Origin of the sequence: Methylomicrobium sp. Wu6, from assembly GCF_035916875.1 — a bacterium.
GTDB lineage: Bacteria > Pseudomonadota > Gammaproteobacteria > Methylococcales > Methylomonadaceae > Methylomicrobium.
Genome location: NZ_JAXUHN010000089.1, coordinates 1 through 25,350 on the forward strand (window position 1 = coordinate 1; position 25,350 = coordinate 25,350).

Consider the following 25,350-nt stretch of genomic DNA (forward strand, 5'->3'; position numbering starts at 1 on the left):
CAAACATGCGTCATCGTTTTCTGATAGTTCTAATCGGGCAACCCTTGCCAACTCTGTTTCCTGCTGGTTCTAAAAAGCTTTTAGTTTAACGCCAATCAACTTTCTGCGAGACACTTATAGGTTTCAAATTCTCGGCTCCTTAATGCCATCGATTGCAATAAAACAACATGATTATCTTTGATACCGTAATATAGAATAGATTCAAGGAATTCCCGTCGACGCCCATCTGGAGTTTGTGGAGGAGCTATTTGCTCAACATCTACCTCGTCGGCTTTATCATCTATAGTTAATGTTTGTTTATTGACACCGTCCGCATATAAAACCAAATTGCCGAACTCCATTCCCATTCGGCTTCGATGAGTATTGATGAATCGGCGATAACCGCTATCCTCATTTTCATCCTTGGTCTTTTCCTCAACCGTATTGAAGCGGTCTCCTACACTTTTGAGTTTTCTTAACGCTTCTTCAACTAATTTTTGCAATGAAGCATTTTCAACTGGTCTGAAAAATTGGGCTTTTCGGTAGTGTAATAATTTCCTTCTGGTCTCCATTTTCTTGCCTTATTCAATCATGAGTATAGTTTTTTTTAAAATTTAACCTTCGCTCTTCTAACAGTTCTACCCTCAAAAACATTTAAAAACGCTGTAGGCAGTGCGGGCGTGATTTTTTTCGGGTCGTTACAGCCGGGTCGGGCAACAGCTTCAGTGTTACCCAACGTTTGAGCATTGAAAAGTCGGGCACAAAAAAGCACGTCCTACCTACAAACCTCACGCGACAAGGATCGGCAACTCGACTTCTTCCGAGCGCCAGGCGGCGTAGGCCAAGGCCGCCCGGATATCCTCCGGTTCAAGATAGGGATAGAGCACAAGAATTTGTTGATCCGTGTACCTTGACGCGACTAAACCAACGAGGGTTCCTACAGTCACACGCATGCCCCGAATACAAGGCTTACCGCCCATGACTTGTGAATTACAAGTAATTCGGGACAAGATTTTCATGTGATTCAGCTCCAACAGTTTATCAGCCGGGTAGATCGGGCAACAGCTTCATCGTTGACCAACGTTTAGGCATCAAAATGTCGGGCACAAAAAGCGTGCCCGACCTACAAAGCTACAATTTAACCAATACCTCGCCACGCCCCATTTCCGCCATATCCCCCGCATAACGCCGCACACGGTTAAACCCAACCGCCGCATCCGCAAAGCGCGAATTCAGGCTTTTGAACGAAGCAAACAACAGCGGCAAGAATCCCAATGTATGCGCGCCGCAATCGTTAAAACTGGCCGGAAGCTGCGGTTGATTCCACAATAGCAATGTGCCTCGGCGCATCGCGTAGCCGGCATAGCGGCCGGTTTGGCCCATCACCGCGATCGTGCCGGCGGTCATCCGGGAGCCGCAGTAGTCGCCGACGTTGCCTTCGATCAGGATCGTGCCGCGGCGCATGTGGTCGCCGGCGCGTTCGCCGACGTTGCCTTTGACCAGGATCAGGCCGCCTTTCATGCCCATTTTGTTGCCGGGCAGCGCGCCGCCGAGAAAGTCGCCGGCGTTGCCGTCGATTTCGAGCGTGCCTTTTTTCATTTCGCAGGCGGCATAGAGGCCGGCATTGCCGGTGACCCGGATGCTGCCGGACTTCATGCCCAGGCCGAGATAAGCGCCGGCGTCACCTTCGACGCGGATGCTGCCGCCGTGAAGGTCCTTGCCGATGAAATCGAGCTTGCCGAAGCTATTCTTGATCACGATGTTATGCGGATCGTTGCCGGAAAGGGTGAACAGCGCATCGACGCGCAGTTTCGCCTTGCCGGATTGCAGTTCGAGCGCGGCGATCTCGCGATGTTCCTTGCCTTCAAGGTTATGGCTGACGAGCGGCGACAGGTCGACGCTCTGGTCGGGGCGGTGTTTCAGCGTAAAGGTGAGCGCGCTCATGCCATGATCTCCTGCAAATGAAAGTGAAACGGTCCGAGTTTGCCGCCGTAGTTGCCGGCGCTGATGCGTTTGATGCCGTTGGCGGCGCCGAGGCCGCAGACGGCCTGGATGCCGGCGCGCATCGCCTTGTCGATGTCTCCCTTGGTCAGCCCGTCAATCACGATTTCCATCACCGACTCGATTTCCGGCGACAGTTCGGTCTTCGTCATGCCTTTCAAGGTAGGGCAGAACGCATCGTTGGTCGAAGCCCCCAGGGCTTTGTATTTGGAGCCGACTTTCGAGCCGGAGCGCACGACGCCGCCGGGGAACGGCATGATCACATTCGGCACCTTGCGCATCGCCTCGATCGCGGCTTCGCAGGCGACCAGCGCCTGTGGCTGCGATTCGGCCAACACCAGGAAGTTGCCGCCGCCGACCGCATCGACTTGCGAGGTGGTCGCTTCGGTCAGAAACTCGCCGTCCATCACCGGAATACGCCAGTAACGCTTGCCGCCGATCACTTTCGCGACTTGAAAGCCGTCGCCGAAATAGCGCAGGTTTTTGCCGAGCGGAATCGGCTTGCCGCCGTCGATGCCGGCGAACAAGGCCGAAGTCGGCGAGGTCAGCACACACTGGCCGGCTCGGGTTTCGAGTTGTTTCGCCAGGCCCTTGCCGCCCATCGCGAAAATCATGATCGAGACGCCAGGGCGGCCGTCCGGTGTTTCGGACGGATCGAGCACCCGCTCGATGCCCGCCTCGCAGCCGCAGGCAATCACCGAAGTCGCGAAACCGGTCATCGCCTGCGCGGAAATCATCGCCCATTTTTCGTTCTGCGCGGTGATGATCGCCCGCGTCGCCTTCATCGGAAATGCTTCGGCGAAGGTTGCGTCTATCGTTACGCCGTTGATAATCATGCCTTTCCTCCTTGCAGCGGATGCACGGTGATACTGCCGCGTCCGTCTTCGGTTATTTCATCGTCGCTGATTTTAAAGTTGCCGAGTTTCATCGTCAGATAGCGGTCGAAATAGTCCTTCAGGCCTTTTTCGACCGACGGATCGAAATCGGGCTTCACGACATGGGTGGTGCCCCATTTGCTGTGGATCACCTTGCCGTCCTGCACGACCAGATCGCCGTCCTTGAACACATAGTCTGGTTTCTCGAACATCTTTTCGCGGTCCGCGTTGTCGGTATAGACCGTAACGTCGGCCCAGTTGCCGGGGCTCAGGCCGCCACGGCCTTGCAAACCGATCAGCTTGGCCGCGCCGGCACGGGTCATGATCGCGATTTCCTGCAGGGAATATTCGCGGTCGATCGAGGCCAGCGTGGTCATTTTTTGCGCCTCGGGATGGATCGTCGCCAGCATGTCATTCCGGAAACTCTTGTCCATCAGCAGCCGGATCAGATGCGGATAGCTGGTGAACGGCGCGCCGTTCGGATGGTCGGTGGTCAGGAAGATCCGCCACGGATCGTCGACCAGCAGGAAGGTTTCGAGGCCGATCGCCCATTGCAGCGCATTCACGAAATTCTGGTCACGATATTTGAACGGCACGATGCCGCAGCCGGCGTCGCACTCGATGTCCATCGTGACCCATTTGTTAGGGTTCGCGAACTTGTGGTTCGCGTGCTGGCGCATGTTGTCGCCGGACGCGGTGACGGTCTGCCCGAACAGGATCTGGCCGACGTCGATCGTGATGTTCTTGTGCTTGTTGACCGCTTCGGCGATCTTCGCCGCGCCGGAGGAAAACTTGAAGTCGCCTTCGGTGCCGTAGCTGTGGAACTGGATGTGCGTCAAATGCATCGGCAGGCCGCCGATCCCTTCGATCGTATCGAGCGTGGTTTGCACATTGCCGGGCACGCCGAGATTGCAGCCGTGCACGTGCAGAGGATGCTTGACGCCGAGTTCCTTGACCGCGGTCGCCAGCGCTTGCAGAATCTGCCGCGGAGTGACGCCGTAATGACTGTTTTGTTCGTCAAGGTCGAGCTTGCGCTGGTTGAACTTGAACGCATTGATGCCGCCCGGATTGACCACCTTGACGCCAATCGCCTTGGCGGCCTGTATGGTCCAGGCGACGTAGTCATTGATCGCTTTCTGATCTTTCTTGGCGGTCAAGAGGCGCAGCAGATAATCGTCGCTGCCGAGCATCGCATAGCCGCCCTTGTCCAGAATCGGAATGTCGGCCATTTCCATATGCGCCTGGCGCGCGTTAACCGGCAGCACCGCAGGCTCGAAGCCGGCCGTGTAGCCCATCTCGGCATAGCGGTAACCGGTCACGAAGGTGCTCGGCATCGCATGGCCACAGCCGGAGCGTGTACATTCGGTGCGTGCGACCGGGTCCTGACGGTGATCTTCCGGCAGCAGTGTCCGCGCGATGTTGCCCTTGCCGCCGCCGATATGCGTATGCATGTCGATCGCGCCGGACATCACGACCTTGCCTTTCAGGTCATATTCCTTTTCGGGCTTCACATCATTGGCCGGTTTCTTGACGATACGCCCGTCCTGAATGTAAATGTCCTGCTTCTTGCCGTCGACGCCGGCGGCAGGATCATAGACGGTTCCACCAGTGAGTTTTATTAGCATACAGTCATCTCGCGTAGGGCGTTTTCAATCGCATGGAGCGCGTCGGCCGTGCTCGGCAGGCCGGAGTCGCGCAATTTTTTCAGCCGGATCGCAACTACGTTGTCCATCCGGTAGGCATGGCCCGCATGATCGATACCGGGCGTACCTACCGGGATGAACACGTCGGGTTCTTTGGCAAACGTCATACCGGCGCGGCCGATCACGATCGTCGGAACATGGTTCGTAGGCAGCACCGCTTTCGCGTTGAATGCCTGCACCCAGACCAGCGCGTCGGCCTCGCCGTTCGCGATCAGCGCATTCGCGTCGTTCAAGAAAGGGTCGTATTCGGGATAGCCGCGCGAGAAACGGGTGCGCGCCGGGAAGCCGGTGGTCCAGCCGCAGACCTGGTTGGCGGTCTGGTCGCCTTCCTTGCCGCCGAGTGGCAGGCCGGAGCAGCGGGTATTCATGTCGTTGATGTCCTTGATCATTTCGGACAAGGTCTGCACGGTCAGTTCGGCCTGACGGAACGCCAACGCACCTGCTGCCCAGGTCACGACGCTGTAACGCGCGACCTTCAATTGCTCGGCGATGGCTTGCAGATCGGCGATCGCGATGCCGGCGACCGCTTCGGCCTGAATGACATTGCCCTTGACCAGCGCGCGCAGGACCGCGATCACTTCCGGCAAATCCGCATCGGCGCAGGTCAAAACCTTTGCGGCCCGGCCGTTCGGCGAAGTCGAGGCGCTGCCCGACGGCGCCTTGCCGAGATAGATGACCTGACGGCTCGCGGTGTCGTCGACGAACATCGCTTCCTTGTTCCAAATATAACGCTCGAAGAAACGCGGCGCGAAGGCTTCCAGGTCGGTGCCGACGACCAGCAGCAGATCGCAGCGGTTTTTGACTTCGGCCAAGGTGGTGTTGATCCAGCCCGAGTCCTGCAAGGTCAAAAAGTTATTGCGGGCAAAACCGAAGTTCATGTTGTCGATGACCGCGCCAACACGATCGGCCAGCGCCAACAGCGCGCGCATGCCGTTTACGTCGGTCGCGCAGCCGCCGATCACCGGCAGCTTGGTATCCTTCAGCAAGGCCGCCGCCTTTTTCGCGGCCACCTCCAGACTGACCTCCTTGCCTTCAACCCGAGGAGAAGTATCGGTGATAGCCTGTTCGAACGCGGGCGTGTTCACCGCGCAACCGTTCGCTGTCACTTTCAGCGCCAGGCCGTCCACCTGAACCGTCAGGTCATCCGTGCCGATGCCGCAAAAAGGACTCGGTACTTCAGTTATTTCAGTCATCAAGCTGTCCTTCTGATTATGTATGAGATGGCCGGGTTCGACTACATACCCGATACCCGTGATTTTGCCGCTATTTTAACCCTAATTCGCCGTGACTGTCTCGATAATGGCATGCGTGACCAGTGTAAGTTGTTCATGTAACTGAACTTGATATGCGCTATAATCAATGGTTTTCATCAATTTATCCGCGCAGGTTTACCGCAAACCATCGCGGAACGACGGTCTTTCTGTTTCAGCCCATGCAAGAAATCAATCCGATCAAATACAAAATCGCCGACCTCAGAGAGCGCACCGAGTCGCTTAGGGGGTATCTTTGACTTCGACATCAAGAGCGAACGCCTGGTCGAGGTCCTGAGAGAACTCGAAAACCCAAAGATCTGGGATAACCCGGAACTGGCGCAAGGCCTCGGCAAGGAGCGCGGCCAACTCGAATTGGTCGTCAATACGATCAACGAAATGACCTCAGGACTCAGCGACGCCGAAGAACTGCTCGCGATGGCGGTCGATGAAGACGACGAGGATACGGTCTGCACGGTCGCGAGCGATCTCGAACACCTGGAGAGCCAGGTGGCGAAGCTCGAATTCCGGCGCATGTTCTCGGGTGAAATGGACGCGAGCAATGCGTTTTTGGACATTCAGTCCGGTTCCGGCGGCACCGAGGCGCAGGACTGGGCGTCGATGATCGAACGGATGTATCTGCGCTGGGGCGAAAGCAAGGGCTTCAAGGTCGAGCTGATCGAAGAATCGCCGGGCGATGTGGCCGGCATCAAGAGCGCGACGATCAAGTTCGAAGGCGAATATGCCTTCGGATGGCTGCGCACCGAGACGGGCGTACACCGCCTGGTGCGGAAGTCTCCGTTCGACTCCGGCAACCGCCGCCACACCTCGTTTGCGTCTGTCTTCGTCTCCCCCGAAGTCGACGACAACATCGCGATCGACATCAATCCGGCCGATTTGCGTATCGACGTTTACCGCGCTTCGGGCGCCGGCGGTCAACACATCAACCGGACCGAATCGGCGGTGCGGATCACGCACAACCCGACCGGCACCGTCGTGCAATGCCAGAGCGACCGCTCGCAGCACAAAAACAAGGATACCGCGATGAAGCAACTGAAGGCCAAGCTGTACGAACTCGAAATGATGAAGCGCAGCGAAACCCAACAGGCGCTCGAGGACAGCAAATCGGACATCGGCTGGGGCAGCCAGATTCGCTCCTATGTGCTCGATCAATCGCGCATCAAGGATCTCCGCACCGGCGTCGAAACCGGCAATCCGCAGGCGGTGCTCGACGGAGGGCTCGACATGTTTATCGAGGCGAGCCTGAAGAGCGGTTTGTAAGCAGTCGTCATGAATAAAACTGAACTTGAAAATATAGCCGCCATCAGAGTTAAAGAGGCAGAAATCCTTTTAACTGCGGATTGTTATGAAGGCGCCTACTATCTGGCAGGCTACGCGCTGGAATGCACATTGAAAGCGTGTATTGCCAAACAAGTTAAAGAATTTGATTTTCCAGATAAAAAACTTGCCACTGATAGTTACACGCACAATCTTGCTAATTTGGTTATTACGGCTGGTTTAAAGCAAGAATTATCCGAGCAAGAAAAACAAAATAAAGAGTTTAAATTAAACTGGGCAATTTCTATTGAATGGTCAGAAGAATCTCGCTATAAATTTGCCATTTTAAAGCAACAAGCTCATGATCTTTTTACTGCAATTACCGACAACGAATCAGGAATACTGCCGTGGCTAAAGAGATATTTATAACCCAATGGTTTTCTGAACAGATGCTTTTAGCAGGTGAAGCTTTAATAGAACGATTAGATGAAACTGATTCAAAAGTGCAAGCCGCTTTTTGGATATTGGATGCAGAAGATAAGACATGGAAACTTACGATAGTTTCACCGCTCGTTGAAAGTGAAGGCCCTAGAAACTATTACAGGCGTATTGACGATATCAATGAATCTGCAAAGCCTGATGAAGACGTGATTGCACTACACGATATTAGTGTAAGCGATACCCATAACCGCATTGTTGAGGCAATAAAAAGCAGTCCATTAGGAAACGCTACGCTTGGAAACAATAGACTTGGCAAGAATAATCTAGGAGGGGTTTATATTGAAGATATGTATCTTTATCGAATGGACTGGAAGTTGTTTGGAGATGTTACACCCAACAAAGCAACGGAGAATACGATCCTTCCGCTAAGCCCATAATAAACAAAATACCATAATAGCCATGGCAGAAATTGAACAAGACGAACAAGAATTAATTCGCCTCCGCCGCGCCAAATTGAACGCGCTGCGCGAAAGCGGCATCGCGTTTCCGACCGATTTTCGGCGCAACGTGGTGGCCGGCGAAGTGCTGGCCGAATACGGCGAAAAATCGAAGGAAGAACTCGAAGAAAGTCCGCTGCGCGTGAAGGTCGCAGGAAGGATCATGACCCGGCGGATCATGGGCAAGGCAAGCTTTTGCCACATTCAGGACATGTCCGGTCAAATCCAGCTGTATGTGACCCGCGATGCGCTACCCGGCGATTTCTACAACGAGCAGTTCAAGAAATGGGACATCGGCGACATCGTCGGCGCGGAAGGCGCGCTGTTCAAGACCAATGCGGGCGAGCTCAGCGTGAAGGTCGACGACATTCGCCTATTGACCAAATCACTGCGCCCTCTGCCGGAAAAATTCCACGGCATCGCCGATCAGGAAATCAAGTACCGCCAGCGTTATCTGGACCTGATCATGAGCGAATCGTCGCGCAATACGTTTTTGCTGCGCTCGCGCGTCGTCGCCTATATCCGCGATTTTTTGATCAAACGCGAGTTCCTCGAAGTCGAGACGCCGATGATGCAGGCGATTCCGGGCGGCGCGACCGCGCGGCCGTTCGTGACCCATCACAATGCGCTGGACATGCAGCTGTTCCTCAGGATCGCGCCGGAACTGTATTTGAAACGCCTGGTCGTCGGCGGCTTCGAGCGGGTTTTCGAGATCAACCGCAATTTCCGTAACGAAGGTCTCTCGACCCGGCACAATCCGGAATTCACGATGCTCGAATTCTATCAGGCCTATGCCGAGTACGGCGATCTGATGGATCTGACCGAAGCGATGCTGCGCGGCCTGGCCGAGGAAGTCGTCGGTCGGACGGTGATCACCTATCAGGGCGAAGACTACGATTTCGGCAAGCCGTTCGAAAGGATGACCGTGTTCGAATCGATCCTGCGCTTCAATCCGGATCTGGCCGCGGCCGACATCGACAACCGCGACGGCGCGATCGCTGTCTGTAAAAAGCTGAATTTGCCGGTCAAGGACGGTTACGGCCTCGGCAAATTGCAGATCGAGATTTTCGAAAAAACGGTCGAAAGCCGGCTGATGAACCCGACCTTCATCACCGCTTATCCGGTCGAGGTGTCGCCGCTCGCGCGCCGAAACGACCAGGATCCGTTCATTACCGATCGTTTCGAATTCTTCGTCGGCGGGCGCGAAATCGCGAACGGCTTTACCGAGTTGAACGATGCGGAAGATCAGGCCGCGCGCTTCCAGAAACAGGTCGAGGAAAAGGAAGCGGGCGATGACGAAGCGATGCATTTCGATGCGGACTACATCGTCGCGCTCGAACACGGCATGCCGCCGACCGCGGGCGAAGGCATCGGCATCGACCGGCTGGTGATGCTGTTCGCGGATGCGCCGTCGATCCGCGACGTGTTGCTGTTTCCGCACCTACGCGCGAAGCATCAGTAGGTACGCATTATGCCCTTCAGGGTATTGCGCGCCTTTCCTTTACGTAATTAGAGTGGTGCGCGGTAACCCTCATGGGGTATAAATGCGCACCCTACGGCGGACATAAAAAAGGAGCTATTAAGCTCCTTTTTTATACTCAAACTTCCGAGGAAGCCTTTTTTTGATCCGACTTGTAGACCAGGATCGGTTCGGATTCGCCGCGAATCACGTTTTCGTCGATCACGACTTTGCAAATATCTTCTTCCGAAGGCAAATCGTACATTGTGTTCAACAACACATTTTCGACGATCGTTCTGAGCCCACGCGCGCCGGTTTTGCGCTCCATCGATTTACGCGCGATCGCACGTAGCGATTCGGGGCGGAATTCGAGTTCGGCGCCTTCCATCTCGAACAGGTGTTGATATTGCTTGACCAAGGCATTTTTCGGCTCGGTCAAAATCTGCACCAACGCATCCTCGTCGAGTTCTTCGAGCGTCGCGACGACCGGCAGACGGCCGACAAATTCCGGAATCAGACCGTATTTGATCAAATCCTCGGCTTCTACCTCGGAAAATACTTCGCCGACATTTTTCTTCTCGTCCTTCGATTTGACTTCGGCCGAGAAACCGATGCCGCCTTTTTCGGAGCGCGCCTTGATGACACGGTCGAGCCCCGCAAACGCACCGCCGACGATGAACAGGATATTCGCGGTATTGACCTGCAAAAACTCCTGCTGCGGATGCTTGCGCCCGCCTTGCGGAGGCACCGAAGCGACCGTGCCTTCGATCAGTTTCAACAGCGCCTGCTGCACGCCTTCGCCGGACACGTCGCGAGTGATCGACGGATTGTCCGATTTGCGTGAAATCTTGTCGATTTCATCGATATATACGATGCCGTTTTCGGCCTTTTCGACATCGTAATCGCATTTTTGCAAAATTTTCAGGATGATGTTTTCGACATCTTCGCCGACATAGCCGGCTTCGGTCAATGTCGTCGCATCGGCTATCGTGAACGGCACATCCAGCAATCGAGCCAGCGTTTCGGCGAGCAAAGTCTTACCGGAACCGGTCGGGCCGATCAGCAAAATATTGCTTTTGCCCAATTCGACGCCGTCTTTTTTGGTTTTATTTCTGAGCCGTTTGTAATGATTGTAAACTGCGACCGCCAAAATCTTTTTTGCGCGGTCCTGTCCAATCACATAAGCATCAAGTTCCTTCCTGATTTCTTTCGGCTTCGGCAGATGGCCGTTTTTAAAGGAAGAGGATTCTTCCTGCAATTCGTCCTTGATGATGTCGTTGCAAAGTTCGACGCATTCGTCGCAAACATACACGGAAGGGCCCGCGATCAGCTTGCGGACTTCGTGCTGACTCTTCCCGCAAAAAGAACAGTACAGCAGCTTGTCCTCGTCTTTGCCCCTTTTGTCATTACTCATATCAATACCTGAACTTATCCAAAAGTGGAGAGATTATTTTTTCTCTTGGACAAAGAATATCCCCAAACCTTCGAAAAAAAAACAAATTTCTATGGCCTTTAAAGCCGACTCGACAAAACCTTGTCGACCAAACCATAATTGACCGCCTCGTCGGCGCTCATAAAATTATCCCGATCGGTGTCGACCCGAATCTTTTCGATCGGCTGGCCGGTGTGATGCGCCATGATTTTATTCAGCCTATCGCGCACGGCCAGAATCTCCTGTGCATGAATCGCTATATCCGACGCCTGGCCCTGAAAGCCGCCGAGCGGTTGATGTATCATCATTCGGGAATGCGGCAGGCAGTAGCGCTTGCCTTGCGCGCCGCCGGTCAACAGCAAAGCGCCCATGCTCGCGGCCTGGCCGATGCACATCGTGCTGACGTCGGGCTTGATGAATTGCATCGTGTCATAGATCGACATGCCGGCGGTCACCGAACCGCCCGGCGAGTTGATATACAGATGAATGTCCTTGTCCGGGTTTTCCGACTCCAGAAACAGCAGCTGCGCGACGACCAGATTGGCCATGTAGTCTTCGACCTGGCCGACCAGAAAAATCACGCGCTCCTTGAGCAATCGAGAATAAATGTCGAAAGAGCGTTCGCCACGCGCGGTCTGTTCGACGACGATCGGCACCAAGCCGCCCGCCGCTTCTATCGTCATCGCCGGATTGATCATCTGTTGCTTGAACATGTTGTATTACCGTGTTTGGTTATCCATCAAATCGTAAAAGCTCAGGCTTTCGTCCTGAATCTTCGCTTTTGCGACGAGCCAGTCCACGGCCTGATCTTCCAGCACCATGTTCTTGACGTCGTCCAGTCTTTTCTCGTCCGCATAATACCAACTGATCACATCCTGAGGGCGTTCATAGTTTTGCGCCATCTCTTCGATCGTGTTGCGGACGCGGGCATCGTCCAGCTTGATTTCGCCCTGGTCGATCACTTCTGCCAGAATCAGGCCGACTGCAACGCGGCGCTTGGCTTGCTCTTCGAACAAATCTTTCGGCAGATCCAGTTCCTCGAATTTGACTTTTCTTTTCTTGGCGTTTTCCTTGTACGGCGCCATCAGATTCTCGATTTCGCCGTCGATCAACGCATTCGGAATCGAGACAGAAACCGCTCCATACAGCGCATCCATCACCGAATTTTTCAGGCGGGCCGCCAAGGCTTGCGCCAGTTGGCGCTCCATCGTGTTGCGGATATCGTCGCGGAAAGCCGCCGTGTCGCCGTCCTCGATGCCGTGCTTTTTGATGAAGTCCGCATCGATTTCCGGCAACGCCGATTCTTCGACCTTGATCACCTCGACTTCAAATTCGGCCGCTTTGCCGGCAAGCGTGTCCTTGCCGTAGTTTTCCGGGAAGGTCGCGGTAAACGTGGTTTTCGCGCCTGCCACCAAGCCGATCAGGTTGTCTTCGAAGCCGGGAATCATTTGATTGGCGCCGATCTCAACCAGATAATTCTCGACCGTGCCGTCGGTAAAGTTTTCGCCATCGACGCTGCCGGCAAACGTGATCGTGATGCGATCTTGAGCCTGTGATGCGCGCTCGACGGTTTGCCAAGTTTTCTGCCGTACCCGCAGCTTTTCGATCATCGCATCGACATCGCTCTCGGTCACTTCGGCGACCGGACGTTTAACTTCCATGCCGTTGACGCCGTCCAGCGAAATTTCGGGATACACTTCGAATTCGGCGGTGTATTTAAAGCCTTCGCTCTCATCGGCCGAATGAATGTTGGGGTAGCCGGCCGGCCTGAGTTGCTCTTTGGACAGGGCTTCAAAATAAGTGCTTTGGATCAGATCGCCGGTCACTTCGCCGCGCACCCGCTCGCCGTATAACTTGTTTATCACTTGCTGAGGGGCCTTGCCGGGCCGAAAACCATCGATTTTAACATTCTTGGATAATGACTTTAAACGCGCGGCTACTTTCTCCTGAATGACTTCTTCAGGCACGCTGACAATCATTTTTCTGCTTAATTCTGATGTCTTTTCGACAGAAACCTGCATTTCTTTACCTCAAATTGTTTGGAATATGTATTTTTAAGAGCGCCTTGCGGCTTAGGAACGGAAAAGCCGGCCTGGAACGCCTGCTTCTTAATTGAATCATGGTGCGAATGGAGAGACTCGAACTCTCACAGGCTACCCTACTGGAACCTAAATCCAGCGCGTCTACCAGTTCCGCCACATTCGCACATATAATGAACATATCATTTTAACAGAGACTTTCATTCATGACCAATTATATTCGCTTAAATGCTCTTTATGCTGACGTTTTATTTGCTTGTCTATAATTCGAGGGGCGGTTTTTCCGGCATTGCCGGCCTTTTTCCACTTATACAAAATATTTCTTTATTATTAAATTATACTGAACCGACTCTAACCTAAAATTAATCCCGTGTTTTAAACCGGCCGCTTTAGCCAACCGCCATTTAGTTTATGCCGTATTTTCCCAGCCGTTTTTCTCGTCACCTTGCCTCGTCGCTCGGAGGGTTTAGCCCCTGGTCGGCTTTATTCGTGATGCTGATCAGCCTGTTGGTTCTCGGCGGCTGGATTTGGGATGTGGCGGCATTAAAGGCGATTTTGCCTGGCTGGGCGACGATGAAGCCATTAACGGCAATAGGCCTGCTTTTGGCCGGCGCCGCGCTTTGGCTGCTGCATCGGAATGAAAACGGTTTACTTCAGCGAAGACTCGGATTGAGTTGTTCGGCACTGGTCGCGCTGATAGGCGGCCTCATTCTGCTGGAATATGAGGCCGATATCAATTCTGACCTCGACCCGTGGCTTTTCCGCGACTCGGTATTGGCGGAAGGCGGACTTTATCCCGGACGCCCCTCGCCGAGCACGGCCTTCTGCCTATTACTGTCAGGTATCTCGTTGATGGCTATGGATCTCAACCGAGTCTGGCTCGCCTCTCTCCTGGCTTTGCAAATTCTATTGATTTGTCTGTTGGCGCTGGTGGGCTATGCCTACGGCGTCTCGGCGCTGTATCGAATCGAGCCGTATGCTTCCATTGCGATGCATACCGCTGTGTTGTTGTTCATGCTGGCATTGGGGATTTTGTCTGCGCGCCCGGAGCCTTTCCTGTCCCGGTTGACTTCTCCGCTGGCAGGCAGCCTGATGGCGCGGCGACTGCTTCCTGCAGCCATTTTATTTCCTTTTGCGGTTGGCCGGCTGCAATTGGCAAACCTGCATGCCGGCATATATGGCGCCGATTTTGGCTGGGCACTATTTACAACGCTTTATATTATCGTCTTCAGCGCTCTGATTTACTGGACCGCAGGCCTGCTTAACCGGGCCGACGCCGGGCGAGAGGCCACCTTTGCCGCGTTGCGCGAAAGCGAGGAGCGTTTCCGCCTGCTTGTTGACGCCTCGCCGAACGGCGTGCTGATGGCCGGTGTGGACGGCCGCATCAGGTTGGCAAATCATCGGGCCGAGACATTGCTTGGCTTTGCAGCCGGCCAGTTGCTGGGACTTCCTATCGAAACACGGATTAAGCATCGACTGAGCGGCCGCCGTGACTGGCTTCGGGACGCCTTCGCCGCGGGCCCTCAAATACACACAACGCCCCCAGGTCACGAATTGTCCTGCGTGCGCCAAGACGACTCGGAGTTTCCGGTCGAGATGGATCTGAATCCGCTTGAAACCCGCGAAGGCAGTATGCTGCTGATCACCTTTGTCGATATCACCGAGCGCAAGCGCACCGAGGAAGACCGCAGCCGGTTCGTCGCGCTCGCCAACGGCAGCACCGAATTCATCGGCATGTGCGACAAGGATTTTAACCCGTTCTATGTGAATCCCGCCGGCCTGCGTTTGGTCGGTTTCGAAAGCCTTACCGCCGCCAACGCGGTCCAGGTTCAGGATTTCTTCTTTCCCGAGGATCAAACGTTCATCACCGAAGAGTTTTTTCCGCGGGTGGTGCGCGAAGGCCACGCAGAAGTCGAAATTCGCTTCCGGCATTTCCAAACCGGCGAGGCGATCTGGATGCTCTATAACGTTTTCAATCTGCGCGATACGAGCGGCGCAATCACCGGCTGGGCCACCGTCAGCCGCAACATTCACGACCGTAAACGCCTCGAGGCGCGTTTTCGAGCCGCGATCGAGTGCGCACCGACAGGTATGGTCATGATCGACGGCGAGGGCGAGATTGTGCTCGTCAATGCCCAAACCGAGCATTTGTTCGGCTATGAACGCAACGAACTGCTCGGCCAAACGGTCGAGATTCTGCTGCCCGAACATTTCCGCGCCAAACACCCCCCACAACGCAAGGCGTTTTTCTGCGCGCCGGAAGCGCGTCGGATGGGCCACGGGCGCGAGCTATTCGGGCGGCGCAAGGACGGTTCCGAAGTTCCGGTCGAAATCGGCCTGAATCCGCTCAGAACCGATGAAGGGCCGTTCGTGCTTGCGGCGATCGTCGATATCACCGAGCGCAAGCGCGCCGAGGCAGCGTCGCGCGAAAGCGAGGAACGGTTCCGGCTGATGGTGGAAGGCGTCCAGGACTATGCCATTTTCATGCTTGACCCCAAAGGCCGCATCATCAGCTGGAATGTCGGCTCCGAACGTATCACCGGCTATGAAGCCGGCGAAATCATCGGCCGACATTTTTCGCTATTTTACACCGAACAAGACGCCGCCGCGAAGAAGCCTGCACTCGAATTGGAGGAGGCTACCCGCGAAGGGCGATATGTAGAGGAAGCCTTGCGGGTCAGAAAGGACGGCTCCCATTATTGGGCCAACGTGATTCTGACCGCGCTGCGCGATTCGGCGGGCAAGTTGCGCGGTTTCGCCAAAGTGACCCAAGACATCACCGAAAGGAAACAGGCGGAAGAAAAAATTCTGCGGATCAACTCGGAACTCGAAGAACGGGTCGCCTGCCGCACCCGGGAGCTCGAAACCGCCAATGTTCGCCTGATCAAGGAATTGGCCGAACGCCATCGCGCCGAAGCCGAAACCGACCAGTTCTTCACAATGTCGGCGGATTTGATCTGCATTGTCGGGGCGGACGGCCGTCTCCGCCGCGTGAATACCGCCTTCGAAACGACGCTGGACTACTCTCTCGCGGAATTGTCAAACCGTCCGCTGCTGAACTTCGTCCATCCGGACGATCTGCCATCCACGCTGGCGGAGATGGAAAAACTCGCACGAGGCGAGCCAACCATCCGCTATGAGAATCGTTACCGCTGTAAGGACGGCTTTTACAAATGGCTGGGCTGGACTTCCCAGCCGGCTCCAGGCTACGGGTTTTATGCAATAGCCCGCGATATCACCGAACGCAAATTGGATGAAGCGCGTATTGCAACTTCCCTGCATGAAAAAGAGGTTTTGCTAAAGGAGATTCACCATCGGGTTAAAAACAATCTGCAGGTGATCGCCAGCCTGCTCCGCCTTCAGGCCGATACACTGGCCGATCCCGCCGCCCGCGAGTTGTTTATGGAAAGCCAGCGACGGGTCCGCTCGATGGCGCTGGTACACGAGCAGCTCTATCAATCGAGCGGCCTGGCCAACATCAATATGCCGGAATATATCTCCAGCCTGGTCAATTACATCCGTAGGTCTTATAGCCATTCCCCCGCAGCGATCCGGTTTAGAATCGAAATCGCCGACATCGAACTGGATATAGAGCGCGCAGTACCGCTCGGCCTGATCATCAGCGAACTGGTCGCCAACGGTTTCAAGCACGCCTTTAGAGACCCTCCGGCCGCTCCCGCCGGCGAGCTCCGAGTCATACTGACGAGCACAGAGGCGGACGATCTGACTCTGGAAGTCGGCGACAACGGCTGCGGCATCCCGGACGGCGTGGAAATCGACAAACCATCATCAATGGGACTTCACCTTGTGCAATCTTTCGTTCTGCAATTAAATGGCCGCATGACGGTTCAGCGTCAGCCGCATGCCGTTTTCTCCATCGTCATCCCGGTAAAGAAGGTTAATCATGTGTAAAGCGCGCATTTTGGTGATCGAGGACGAAGTCATTATTGCCCAGGATATTCAACGGACGCTGATCAAGCTGGACTACGACGTGCCGATATTCGTAACCTCGGCCGAATCCGCGCTGGAACTGATCGGAGAGCTACGGCCGGATCTGGTGCTGATGGACATCCACCTGAACGACTCCATGGACGGCATCACTGCGGCCGAGGAAATCCGGCGGCGCGACCGGCAACCGGTAGTATTTCTGACCGCGCATTCGGATGAGGCAACACTCACCCGCGCGAAAATCACCGAGCCTTATGGTTATGTGCTGAAGCCGTTCGAAGAACGCGAACTTCAAATCGCGATCGACATCGCCCTATACCGGCACAAGGTGGAGCTTCAGCTCAAACAGATGGAGCGCTGGCTCAGTACGACACTGAAGAGTATCGGCGACGGCGTCATCGCCACCGATGTGAACGGCGCGATCACCTTTACGAACCGGGTGGCGGAAGCCTTGACCGGCTGGTCGCAAAACGAGGCGCTGGGCCGGCCGTTTACGGAAGTGCTGCGACTCGTTCATGTGAATACGCGCGCTAAGGCGGACAGCCTGGTCGAACGAGTGCTGGATGATAATCTGATCATCGAAATGGCGCCCGACACCGTGTTGATAAACCGGGATGGCCAGGATATTCCTGTCGATGACAGCGCCGCCCCGATCCGAGATGAAGACGAAAAAGTGATCGGCGTGGTGATCATTTTCCGCGACATCAGTGCGCGCAAATGTGTGGAAGAAAAATTACGCCACCTCGCCACGCATGATGCCCTGACCGGACTGCCCAATCGGACGCTGTTCTCGGACCGCCTCGCAGTCGCCTTTGAGCTTACCAAAAGGCGCCCGAATTATTGCTTTGCGGTGCTATTCATCGACCTGGACCGGTTCAAAATCATCAACGACAGCCTCGGCCATTTGTTCGGCGATAAGGTATTGTTAGCCGCGGCCCAACGTCTCGGCGAGGACTTGCGCGGAGAAGACACCCTCGCCCGCCTAGGCGGCGATGAGTTTGTGATTCTGCTCAGTTGCATCGGTGACATTTTGGGCGCACTTCATGTCGCTAACCGCATCCTGAGCAAGATAACCGAAGCCATCCTGGTCGACGGGCAGGATGTGTTTACTTCGGCCAGTATCGGCATCGCCTTGAGCGGGCCGCGCTATGAACGGGCGGAAGAAATATTACGCGACGCCGATGCCGCGCTGTACCAGGCCAAAGCGGAGGGACGCGGCCGTTTCAGCGTATTCGATACAGCCCTGCATGAACGCGCCCTGCGACTGCTGCAACTGGAAACCGACCTGCGCCGGACGATCGAGCGCAAGGAATTCCGTATTTATTATCAACCTATCGTATCGCTAGCAAACGGTTGTCTAAATGGTTTCGAGGCGCTGCTGCGCTGGCAACATCCCGAGCGCGGACTGTTGGCGCCCGCCGATTTTTTGGCACTGGCGGAAGAGATGGGCCTTATGACCAAAATCACCGAATGGCTATTGACGGAGTCCTGCCAACAGCTTCGGGCCTGGCAGCAACAAGCGCCGGCAAACACCGCGCTGACGATCGCGGTAAACCTGTCGCAAACGCAGTTTCTGCATCCGCTGCTAAGGAAGCAAATTACGCGCGCCCTGGCATCAAGCGGGCTCGAGGCGCGCTGCCTATGCCTGGAAGTTTCGGAGGATGTGATCGCGGATCAGGCGACTGCCGCGCGCATTCTTGCGGAACTCGACGAACTTGGCGTACAACTGCACCTCGACGATTTCGGCACCGGCTACTCTTCCTTTAACATGCTGCAACACTCGCCGATCGATGTCGTCAAAATCGATCGTAGTTTTGTTCAGCCAATTACCGACCCGGCCAGCGAGAAGAGCGCGATTGTGCGAGCGATTCTGTCATTGACGGGCGAGTTGGGAAAAGAAGTCGTGGCCGAAGGCATCGAAACCGCCGAACAAGCCGAGCGGCTTCTAGCCTGGGGATGCCGTTATGGGCAGGGCTACCACTTTGCCAAACCTCTGACGGCGGCGGAGGCGGAACGATTTTGCGCACATAGCAGCACAATCCGCGATCAGCTTACAGACTGATCGAAACATCGAAACCCGACAAACGGAGTTCATCCGCAAAGGACTGCATGACCGTCTCAGGCATTTTACCGAGCCGTCCCGCCTCGGGTTGCAAGGACGGCCTGGCTATCGTGTATAGCAGGATCTCGGATACACGGTTTTTTTGCTTGGCGGTCATCAACGCATCCAACAAGGCACGCCTTTCCTGCTCGATGAAGCCCTGACGATCAATGTCCACCAAACAGATTTGCACCTTGGTTCGGCAATAGTTCGCCGCCAAAATCAGGTTATTCAGGCTCGCTTCGATGCTTTGTCCCGCGTTATTGATCAACCGCCTGCCCGTATCTGTCGCGCTGTCCAGTTTAAACCAGACTTCGCCGCCGAATTGATTCAGCATTTTCAAGCCTTCCCGAACTTTGGGCTGATGCACCAGGCTGCCATTCGTGATCAATACAAAGCGACTGCCGGGAAACACGCCCCTGGCGGTCGCGATATTGCCGATCAGTTCGACCACTTCGACAAAGCGCGGCGCGCTGGTCGGTTCTCCGTTCCCCGAGATCGCAATGTCCTTGATCATCCGTTGCGCTTCTGGAACCTGAAAGCGCCGGTAAAAATCGCCCGACTGGACTTGTTCCAAAAATCCGCGCAATTCGGCTTCGAGCAATGCAAAATCCGGTTCCGGCGCTGCGCCGATTGTCAGATTCGGCACCTGACAATAAATGCACTGCCAATTGCAAGCATTGTTCGTATTCAAATTGACGCCGATCGACAACCCGCCCGCACGCCGGGATAAAACCGGGTAAATATAGGTCAATCCGGCGCTATCCCGGCGGTGATCGGCGGCGGTAAGCTGTGAAGTCATGGCTTGGCGTTGTTGCTGAAACTTTGCAAAAGGAAAGTGGGGTTAATCCCGGCCGAACCCGCGCAGCCATATAGTCATTTAGCCTTGCCAAACAAATTTTTGATTTTTCCTATCGGGCTTTTGGCAACACTGACCGAAGGCTCGCCGGCGTTCGCCGCTTCAGACGCGGCAGTGGTCTCCTCCGCCTGTACGGATTCTTCGGCTTCCGCTTCCGCAATCGCAGTTTCTTGTCTGGATAAACCCAACAGGCTTTTGATTTTGCCGTACTGGCTTTGCGCAGAACCGGCAGAGCGCTCGCCGTCATCCGAGTGCTCGGATTGAATGGCGGCTTGCGGCGTTTCCGCGACTTCAGCCTCTTTAGCATCTATAGCTTGGGTGTCCGGCTTGGACTTGCCGATCAGACTCTTGATTTTTCCGATCTGGCCTTGGGCAAAACTGACCGAGGCTTGTTCTTCGGCAATCGCTTCAGGCTGAATTTCCACCTTGGTGGACGGAATTTGGGCCTTTTCCGCCACGGTTGCGGCCGGCTCCGACTTGGACTTGCCGAACAGATTTTTAAATAAGCCCCCGACTCCGCTCGATTTGCTCACCGCCTTGCCGGGTTGCAGCACTTCCGGCGCGACAGCGGCTTCCGGCTCGCTTTCCCAGTCAGGCAATATTATCGTTTGTTGAATGTCCTGCGCTTCCATCGCCACCTCAACCGCCGGCGGCGATTGCGCAATGGCTTGCTCGATTTCCACAGGTATTTGCGGCTGGATCAACCCTGATTCCTTGGCAAGTTCCGCATGGATCTGCGGCTCGATTAACTCGGCTTCTTTTTGGGCTTCTGCCTGTATTTGCAGTTGGCTAAACTCGGCTTCCTTCACATTCAGCTTTTCTTCCAACGCTTCCAATTGTTGCCTGGTCTTGAGCCACTCCAAGGTTTGTTGTTCCAGCTCCACAAGCCGCGCCGATTTGACGGCATGTTGTTCGAGAATTTCGGCAACCTGTTGTTCCAGACCGGATATCTGCAGGATTTTCTCGGCCAATGTGTTTTGCAAGGATTCGAGTAGCGTTTCTTTTTCAGCAAGCTTGCCGGTCTCGGTCTGATAGGCTTGCTGAAACTCGACTTTAGCCTGTTGTTCGGCGCGCAAACGGGCGGTCATTTCAGCGATCGCCCTGTCATGTTGTCGCCATAGATCGTCCGCCTGCAAGTCTTCGCCCACAGGCAGGCCCAGATCGAAACTGGCGGCCAACGCCTGAAGCGTGCCGGAAATCTGTTGGTTGCGTTGCGCCAGTTGCTCTTGCAGTTCGACTGCCTGTTGTTGGGCAAGCGAAAGCTTATTCGATAATTCAGTGCATGCCTTTTCACTGGCGGCCGCCTTTCTTTTCAGCGGAATGCGTTTGACGCTGCTAACGATCGCCGCCAGCACGCCGGTAGCAATTACCAATGCCGCCGCATACAACGGATTGGCAAGTGTCAGTTGAGCCCACTCTAGTAAAGTGGCCTTTATGATGGGTAAGAATTCTTGCATAACTGTCTCCTCAATGTTAATGAGCGTTCATGTGCAGTGGTTTGGTTGCATTTATTTGTTATTCTTCAACCCTACACGCCGATAAAAGTGTCCGTTAAGCGATTACACTCTGTCGTCCGTCATTTCATCGGCAGCCTCTATTGGATGATAAATCCTTCCTGTATACCATACATTTATGGAACGCATCAATGGCTTGGTGAGCTTTGACCAGGGAGATCGCGCGGAGTATTCATTACAGGCCAATCGAAAAGGTTTTTCGGCTTTTTACGACACACCGCCTTGCGCAAAAAAGACGCAAGAGCTATTGAATCTGATTGAGCGCCGGAAGCTTTCGCATTTCATTGGGCATAAAAAAACCCGCGAAGCCAAATGACTTGCGGGTTTTTGTAGTTCTTTGCACGGCTCAGAACCATAATCTGGTACCGAGGGTCGGAATCGAACCGACACGATGTCACCATCACCGGATTTTGAATCCGGCGCGTCTACCAGTTCCGCCACCCCGGCAAAGAAGCGATATTATACGCAAATCATTTTCAATTTAGCAAGCAGTTTCTTAAAATAGACGCCCACGAGACTTGCGACTGACATTTATGAAGAAAAGCGATTTCTTTTATCACCTGCCCGAAAACCTGATTGCCCAGCACCCTTTACCCGAGCGACGGGCGAGTCGGCTGTTGTGCATGCAGGCGCCCGACTGGCAGCCCCATGACCGGCTGTTTACCGATTTGATCGATCTGATCGACGCGCGCGACTTGCTGGTATTCAACGATACCCGCGTAATTCCAGCCCGACTGTTCGGCAAAAAAGCGACGGGCGGCAAGGTTGAAATTCTGGTCGAACGCGTTCAAGATGAATATCATGCGATCGCGCATGTGAGAGCCAGCAAATCGCCAAAGCCCGGTACGATGATCGAACTGGACCTCGCGCATACATGCCGGATTTTAAGCCGGGTAAATGATCTGTTCGAGCTCGAATTTGATTCGGTACTGCCGTTACCTGAATTGCTCGAACAAATCGGCCATGTGCCGTTGCCGCCGTATATCGGCCGGACTGATGAAAAGGAAGATTTAAGCCGCTATCAAACGGTTTTTGCGAAACAGCCGGGCGCTGTAGCCGCGCCGACCGCCGGCCTGCATTTCGATCTGGAGACGATGACAAACATCGCGGCGAAAGGCGCGGCAACGGCCTTCGTGACTCTGCATGTCGGCAGCGGTACGTTTCAGCCGGTTCGCGCCGAAAATCTAGCCGACCATGTGATGCACCGCGAGTTTTTCTCGGTTTCTTCCGAAACTGTGACGGCGGTTCGTCAGGCGCGGGAGCGTGGCGGCCGGGTCATCGCGATCGGTACGACCGCGGTCAGGGCGTTGGAATCGGCAAGCCGAAGCGGGCAACTGGAAGCCTGTTGCGGCGATACGACTCTGTTTATTACGCCAGGTTACCGTTTCAACACCATCGATGCGCTATTGACCAACTTCCATTTGCCCGAATCGACTCTGTTGATGCTGGTGTCGGCTTTTGCGGGATATGAGCGGATCATGGAGGCTTATCGGCACGCGATCGAGCAGTCGTACCGTTTTTTCAGTTACGGTGATGCGATGTTTTTGGCGAGAACTTAATTTTGGGCCGAATACTTACGCGTTATTCGGGCTTACGGCTTGAGCCTGAATTTGCAAACACCCCCGCCTTTGGCCATGCACTCCATATGATCGATGTCCCGGTTCAGCAGGGCCTTAATCAAGGTTCTGTCGAATTCGCAAACTTCCTCAAATTTTTGCGCAAGGTCATGGTAGATGCAGTTGAATGCCTCGATCGACGGCTGGCCGCCATCCGCCTCATTCAGTCTGGCCTGAAAACCGAGTTCATTCATGATGCGGATTAACTCGGCAAGCCGGTCTTTGTTTTGCTTACCCGCAAATTGCGGCGCCAAACCTTGCGACAGCGAGTCCGCCAAATCACGCAAATAACGCTGCAATGCCTCGGGCCCCATTTCCTGCCGCAATTTGCTCAGAATCAGCTCTGAAAACCAGGCGTATTGCTTAGGAAAACTGTTGATGCCGGCCTCGGTCAACACAAATACACGCACTGGACGTCCCGCGGTCTTATTCAGCATGCCCATTTTGACATAGCCATCCCTTTCCAACTTGTCGATATGCTGCTGCACCGCGTTGCGCGAAATTTCCAATTTTTCGGCAATTTCGTCAATGCATAGACCAGCCTTGATCTTGAGTAAAAGATCAAGTATTTGATATTGCCTGGAGCTTATACCTTCAGCCATAAAAGCCTACTTAATTTAAGGTTTAATAGTAGCGCATCATACCAAATCCTAGCCTTCTTGACTATGAAACCGCTGCATTGGCACAGCGGGATTGATGTCTTGCGCACAGCACGGGAATATCTTATCAACTTATGCAATTTTTATCTTGCAAATATACAATATCGAGTTAAAATTACTTTGCGGCATTCTTCGAGCTCTCGAGCAAGACCGCAAGAGAAAGGTTTATTTTCCAATATCATGAGACATCAACAATGAGCAATTCACTTTACGAAAGAATCGGCGGCGAAGCGGCGGTCAATGCCGCGGTGGATCTTTTTTACCGCAAGGTACTCAACGATCACCGGATCAACCGTTTTTTCGATTCGACCGACATGGACGCCCAAATCGCCAAACAAAAAGCGTTTTTTACGTATGCTTTCGGCGGACCGAACAACTACACCGGCAAAGACATGCGCGGCGCGCACGCGCATCTGGTCGAAATGGGCCTGGACGGTTCGCATTTTGATGCGGTAATGGAGCATCTGGGAGCCACGTTGCACGAGTTGAGCGTGCCTGAAGACTTGATTGCTGAAGCCGCCGCGATTGCGCTTGGCGCGCGTTCGGATGTTCTAGGCTTATAAATGCGACGACAAGCCGTGACTTCCTGAACGTAACACGGCTTGATTTTGCAAGGGGGATACTATGTTCGACCTAACGATTGAAAACAGCCGCTTGACCTGCCGTCCGGGCGAAACCGTGCTCGACGCACTCTTGCGCGAAAACATCAACATCCCTTACGGTTGCAAGGCGGGCGTCTGCCAGAGCTGTGTGGTACAAAGCCTTGACATCAAACCGCCCGAAAAGGCGCAAGGGGATCTGAAAGACACCCTGAAAAGCAGCGGGCATTTTTTGGCTTGCCAGTGCCACCCCGAGCAGCCGATGACGTTGAAATTACCCAATCAGGCGGTCCGCTTTTCCGATGGCATTGTCGTGGTCAGCGAACCCTTGAATCGAAACACCCATTTGCTGATCATCCAAATTAATGATGCAGACCGTTACAAAGCCGGCCAGTTCGTCAACCTGCAACGTAGCGATGGACTGACTCGCAGTTATTCGATCGCCAATATTCCGCACGCTTCCGGCACCCTCGAATTCCATATCCGTCGATTGCAGGAAGGGCGCTTCAGCGCCTGGGTGCATGACGAACTGAAGGTTGGCCATTCTATCCCGGTCTCGGAGCCGCAAGGCAAATGTTTTTATCTTCCTGACCGCAGGGAACAAGGCATCCTGCTGATCGGTACCGGCACAGGCCTCGCGCCGCTCGCGGGCATTTTGGCCGATGCGTTATCGCATGGCCATTCGGGACCGATCCGTCTTTTTCACGGCAGCCGCGACCATGATGATCTGTATCGGATTAATGAAATGCGCGAACTCGCCGAACAGCATCCGAATTTTTCGTATACACCTTGCGTTTCGAGCGGCGACGCACCGAAGGGCTTCATCCAAGGCCGGGCTAATGAAGCGGCCCTGTCCGCGCATACCGATTTAACCAGTTGGCGAGTGTTTCTATGCGGCCACCCGGACATGGTCAGGACCACCCAAAAGCAGGCGTACCTGAAAGGCGCCAAGCTAGCCGATATTTATTGTGATGCGTTTGTGGTCTCGGCCGATCCTACGCCGCAATCCTGATATTAGCGCTTCCCCTGCCGGACCGTCATGGTCCGGCGCCGGGCGGGCGGTCGGCTAGGATAAACAAATCCGGCAATAAATAGCTACA

Annotated in this window: 21 protein-coding genes and 2 tRNA genes; 9 read left to right on the forward strand and 14 right to left on the reverse strand. The window is 54.5% G+C overall.

Annotation, left to right across the window (positions count from 1 at the left end):
• Window positions 1-95: 95 nt before the first annotated feature.
• The 6 genes from U2W12_RS15290 to U2W12_RS15315 all read right to left on the reverse strand — a co-directional run bounded on the left by U2W12_RS15290 (window position 96) and on the right by U2W12_RS15315 (window position 5,751).
• Complete coding sequence (locus U2W12_RS15290; protein ID WP_326501560.1) at window positions 96-551, reverse strand: hypothetical protein; 456 nt, start codon at window positions 549-551, stop codon at window positions 96-98.
• 216 nt (window positions 552-767) lie between these two features.
• Window positions 768-998, reverse strand: coding sequence for a DUF433 domain-containing protein (locus U2W12_RS15295; protein ID WP_326501561.1), 231 nt, complete (start codon window positions 996-998; stop codon window positions 768-770).
• A gap of 112 nt (window positions 999-1,110) precedes the next feature.
• Window positions 1,111-1,923: a formylmethanofuran dehydrogenase subunit C gene (locus U2W12_RS15300; protein ID WP_326501562.1), complete on the reverse strand. Its 813-nt coding sequence runs from the start codon at window positions 1,921-1,923 to the stop codon at window positions 1,111-1,113.
• Entirely contained in the window at window positions 1,920-2,816 is an 897-nt protein-coding gene (gene fhcD / locus U2W12_RS15305) for a formylmethanofuran--tetrahydromethanopterin N-formyltransferase (protein ID WP_326501563.1), read from the reverse strand. Before fhcD ends, U2W12_RS15300 begins: the two co-directional genes overlap by 4 nt.
• On the reverse strand, window positions 2,813-4,480 hold the full coding sequence (locus U2W12_RS15310) for a formylmethanofuran dehydrogenase subunit A (RefSeq protein WP_326501564.1): 1,668 nt from the start codon (window positions 4,478-4,480) through the stop codon (window positions 2,813-2,815). The genes fhcD and U2W12_RS15310 overlap by 4 nt, the downstream gene beginning before the upstream one ends.
• Entirely contained in the window at window positions 4,474-5,751 is a 1,278-nt protein-coding gene (locus U2W12_RS15315) for a formylmethanofuran dehydrogenase subunit B (protein ID WP_326501565.1), read from the reverse strand. Before U2W12_RS15315 ends, U2W12_RS15310 begins: the two co-directional genes overlap by 7 nt.
• Before the next feature lie 239 nt (window positions 5,752-5,990).
• Here U2W12_RS15315 and prfB point away from each other — a divergent pair.
• From prfB to lysS, 4 genes are all read left to right on the forward strand, one after another.
• A protein-coding gene (gene prfB, locus U2W12_RS15320) for a peptide chain release factor 2 (protein ID WP_326501566.1) occupies window positions 5,991-7,089 on the forward strand; the annotation gives its coding sequence in 2 pieces (ribosomal slippage) (window positions 5,991-6,065 and window positions 6,067-7,089; 1,098 coding nt in all).
• Between the two features lie 9 nt (window positions 7,090-7,098).
• Window positions 7,099-7,515 carry a DNA-binding protein gene (locus U2W12_RS15325; RefSeq protein ID WP_326501567.1) on the forward strand — a complete coding sequence of 139 codons (417 nt, stop codon included), beginning with the start codon at window positions 7,099-7,101 and terminating at the stop codon, window positions 7,513-7,515.
• On the forward strand, window positions 7,494-7,964 hold the full coding sequence (locus tag U2W12_RS15330; protein ID WP_326501568.1) for a hypothetical protein: 471 nt from the start codon (window positions 7,494-7,496) through the stop codon (window positions 7,962-7,964). Before U2W12_RS15325 ends, U2W12_RS15330 begins: the two co-directional genes overlap by 22 nt.
• 22 nt (window positions 7,965-7,986) lie before the next feature.
• Window positions 7,987-9,486 (forward strand): lysine--tRNA ligase, encoded by a 1,500-nt coding sequence (gene lysS / locus U2W12_RS15335; RefSeq protein WP_326501569.1) that lies wholly within the window; start codon window positions 7,987-7,989, stop codon window positions 9,484-9,486.
• A 136-nt stretch (window positions 9,487-9,622) separates the two neighbouring features.
• On the opposite strand, the gene clpX is transcribed toward lysS, so the two are convergent.
• The 4 genes from clpX to U2W12_RS15355 all read right to left on the reverse strand — a co-directional run bounded on the left by clpX (window position 9,623) and on the right by U2W12_RS15355 (window position 13,120).
• Complete coding sequence (clpX, locus tag U2W12_RS15340; protein WP_326501570.1) at window positions 9,623-10,897, reverse strand: ATP-dependent Clp protease ATP-binding subunit ClpX; 1,275 nt, start codon at window positions 10,895-10,897, stop codon at window positions 9,623-9,625.
• 98 nt (window positions 10,898-10,995) lie between these two features.
• Window positions 10,996-11,628, reverse strand: a complete 633-nt coding sequence (clpP, locus tag U2W12_RS15345; protein ID WP_326501571.1) for an ATP-dependent Clp endopeptidase proteolytic subunit ClpP — start codon at window positions 11,626-11,628, stop codon at window positions 10,996-10,998.
• 6 nt (window positions 11,629-11,634) lie between these two features.
• Window positions 11,635-12,936: a trigger factor gene (gene tig / locus U2W12_RS15350; protein WP_326501572.1), complete on the reverse strand. Its 1,302-nt coding sequence runs from the start codon at window positions 12,934-12,936 to the stop codon at window positions 11,635-11,637.
• 99 nt (window positions 12,937-13,035) lie between these two features.
• Window positions 13,036-13,120 (reverse strand) — tRNA-Leu (locus U2W12_RS15355).
• Between the two features lie 245 nt (window positions 13,121-13,365).
• Between U2W12_RS15355 and U2W12_RS15360 the strand changes: the two genes are divergently transcribed.
• Both U2W12_RS15360 and U2W12_RS15365 read left to right on the forward strand, forming a co-directional pair.
• The gene (locus U2W12_RS15360) at window positions 13,366-16,866 is read left to right on the forward strand and encodes a PAS domain S-box protein (protein WP_326501573.1); all 3,501 of its coding nucleotides are present in this window, start codon (window positions 13,366-13,368) and stop codon (window positions 16,864-16,866) included.
• The gene (locus U2W12_RS15365) at window positions 16,859-18,964 is read left to right on the forward strand and encodes an EAL domain-containing protein (RefSeq protein WP_326501574.1); all 2,106 of its coding nucleotides are present in this window, start codon (window positions 16,859-16,861) and stop codon (window positions 18,962-18,964) included. Before U2W12_RS15360 ends, U2W12_RS15365 begins: the two co-directional genes overlap by 8 nt.
• Here the strand turns inward: U2W12_RS15365 and U2W12_RS15370 are convergent.
• From U2W12_RS15370 to U2W12_RS15380, 3 genes are all read right to left on the reverse strand, one after another.
• On the reverse strand, window positions 18,954-19,805 hold the full coding sequence (locus U2W12_RS15370; protein WP_326501575.1) for a radical SAM protein: 852 nt from the start codon (window positions 19,803-19,805) through the stop codon (window positions 18,954-18,956). The genes U2W12_RS15365 and U2W12_RS15370 overlap by 11 nt on opposite strands.
• A 74-nt stretch (window positions 19,806-19,879) precedes the next feature.
• Entirely contained in the window at window positions 19,880-21,319 is a 1,440-nt protein-coding gene (locus U2W12_RS15375) for a hypothetical protein (protein ID WP_326501576.1), read from the reverse strand.
• A gap of 417 nt (window positions 21,320-21,736) precedes the next feature.
• Window positions 21,737-21,823 (reverse strand) — tRNA-Leu (locus U2W12_RS15380).
• Window positions 21,824-21,909: 86 nt separating this feature from the next.
• On the opposite strand from U2W12_RS15380, the gene queA reads away from it, so the two are divergent.
• On the forward strand, window positions 21,910-22,935 hold the full coding sequence (gene queA, locus U2W12_RS15385; RefSeq protein ID WP_326501577.1) for a tRNA preQ1(34) S-adenosylmethionine ribosyltransferase-isomerase QueA: 1,026 nt from the start codon (window positions 21,910-21,912) through the stop codon (window positions 22,933-22,935).
• A 32-nt stretch (window positions 22,936-22,967) separates the two neighbouring features.
• Here queA and U2W12_RS15390 read toward each other — a convergent pair whose 3' ends face one another.
• Window positions 22,968-23,594: a winged helix-turn-helix transcriptional regulator gene (locus U2W12_RS15390; RefSeq protein ID WP_326501578.1), complete on the reverse strand. Its 627-nt coding sequence runs from the start codon at window positions 23,592-23,594 to the stop codon at window positions 22,968-22,970.
• 251 nt (window positions 23,595-23,845) lie between these two features.
• Here U2W12_RS15390 and U2W12_RS15395 point away from each other — a divergent pair, with 251 nt between their 5' ends.
• Window positions 23,846-24,214, forward strand: coding sequence for a group 1 truncated hemoglobin (locus tag U2W12_RS15395; protein ID WP_326501579.1), 369 nt, complete (start codon window positions 23,846-23,848; stop codon window positions 24,212-24,214).
• A gap of 61 nt (window positions 24,215-24,275) precedes the next feature.
• Window positions 24,276-25,262: a 2Fe-2S iron-sulfur cluster-binding protein gene (locus U2W12_RS15400; protein WP_326501580.1), complete on the forward strand. Its 987-nt coding sequence runs from the start codon at window positions 24,276-24,278 to the stop codon at window positions 25,260-25,262.
• The last annotated feature ends 88 nt before the right edge of the window (window positions 25,263-25,350 follow it).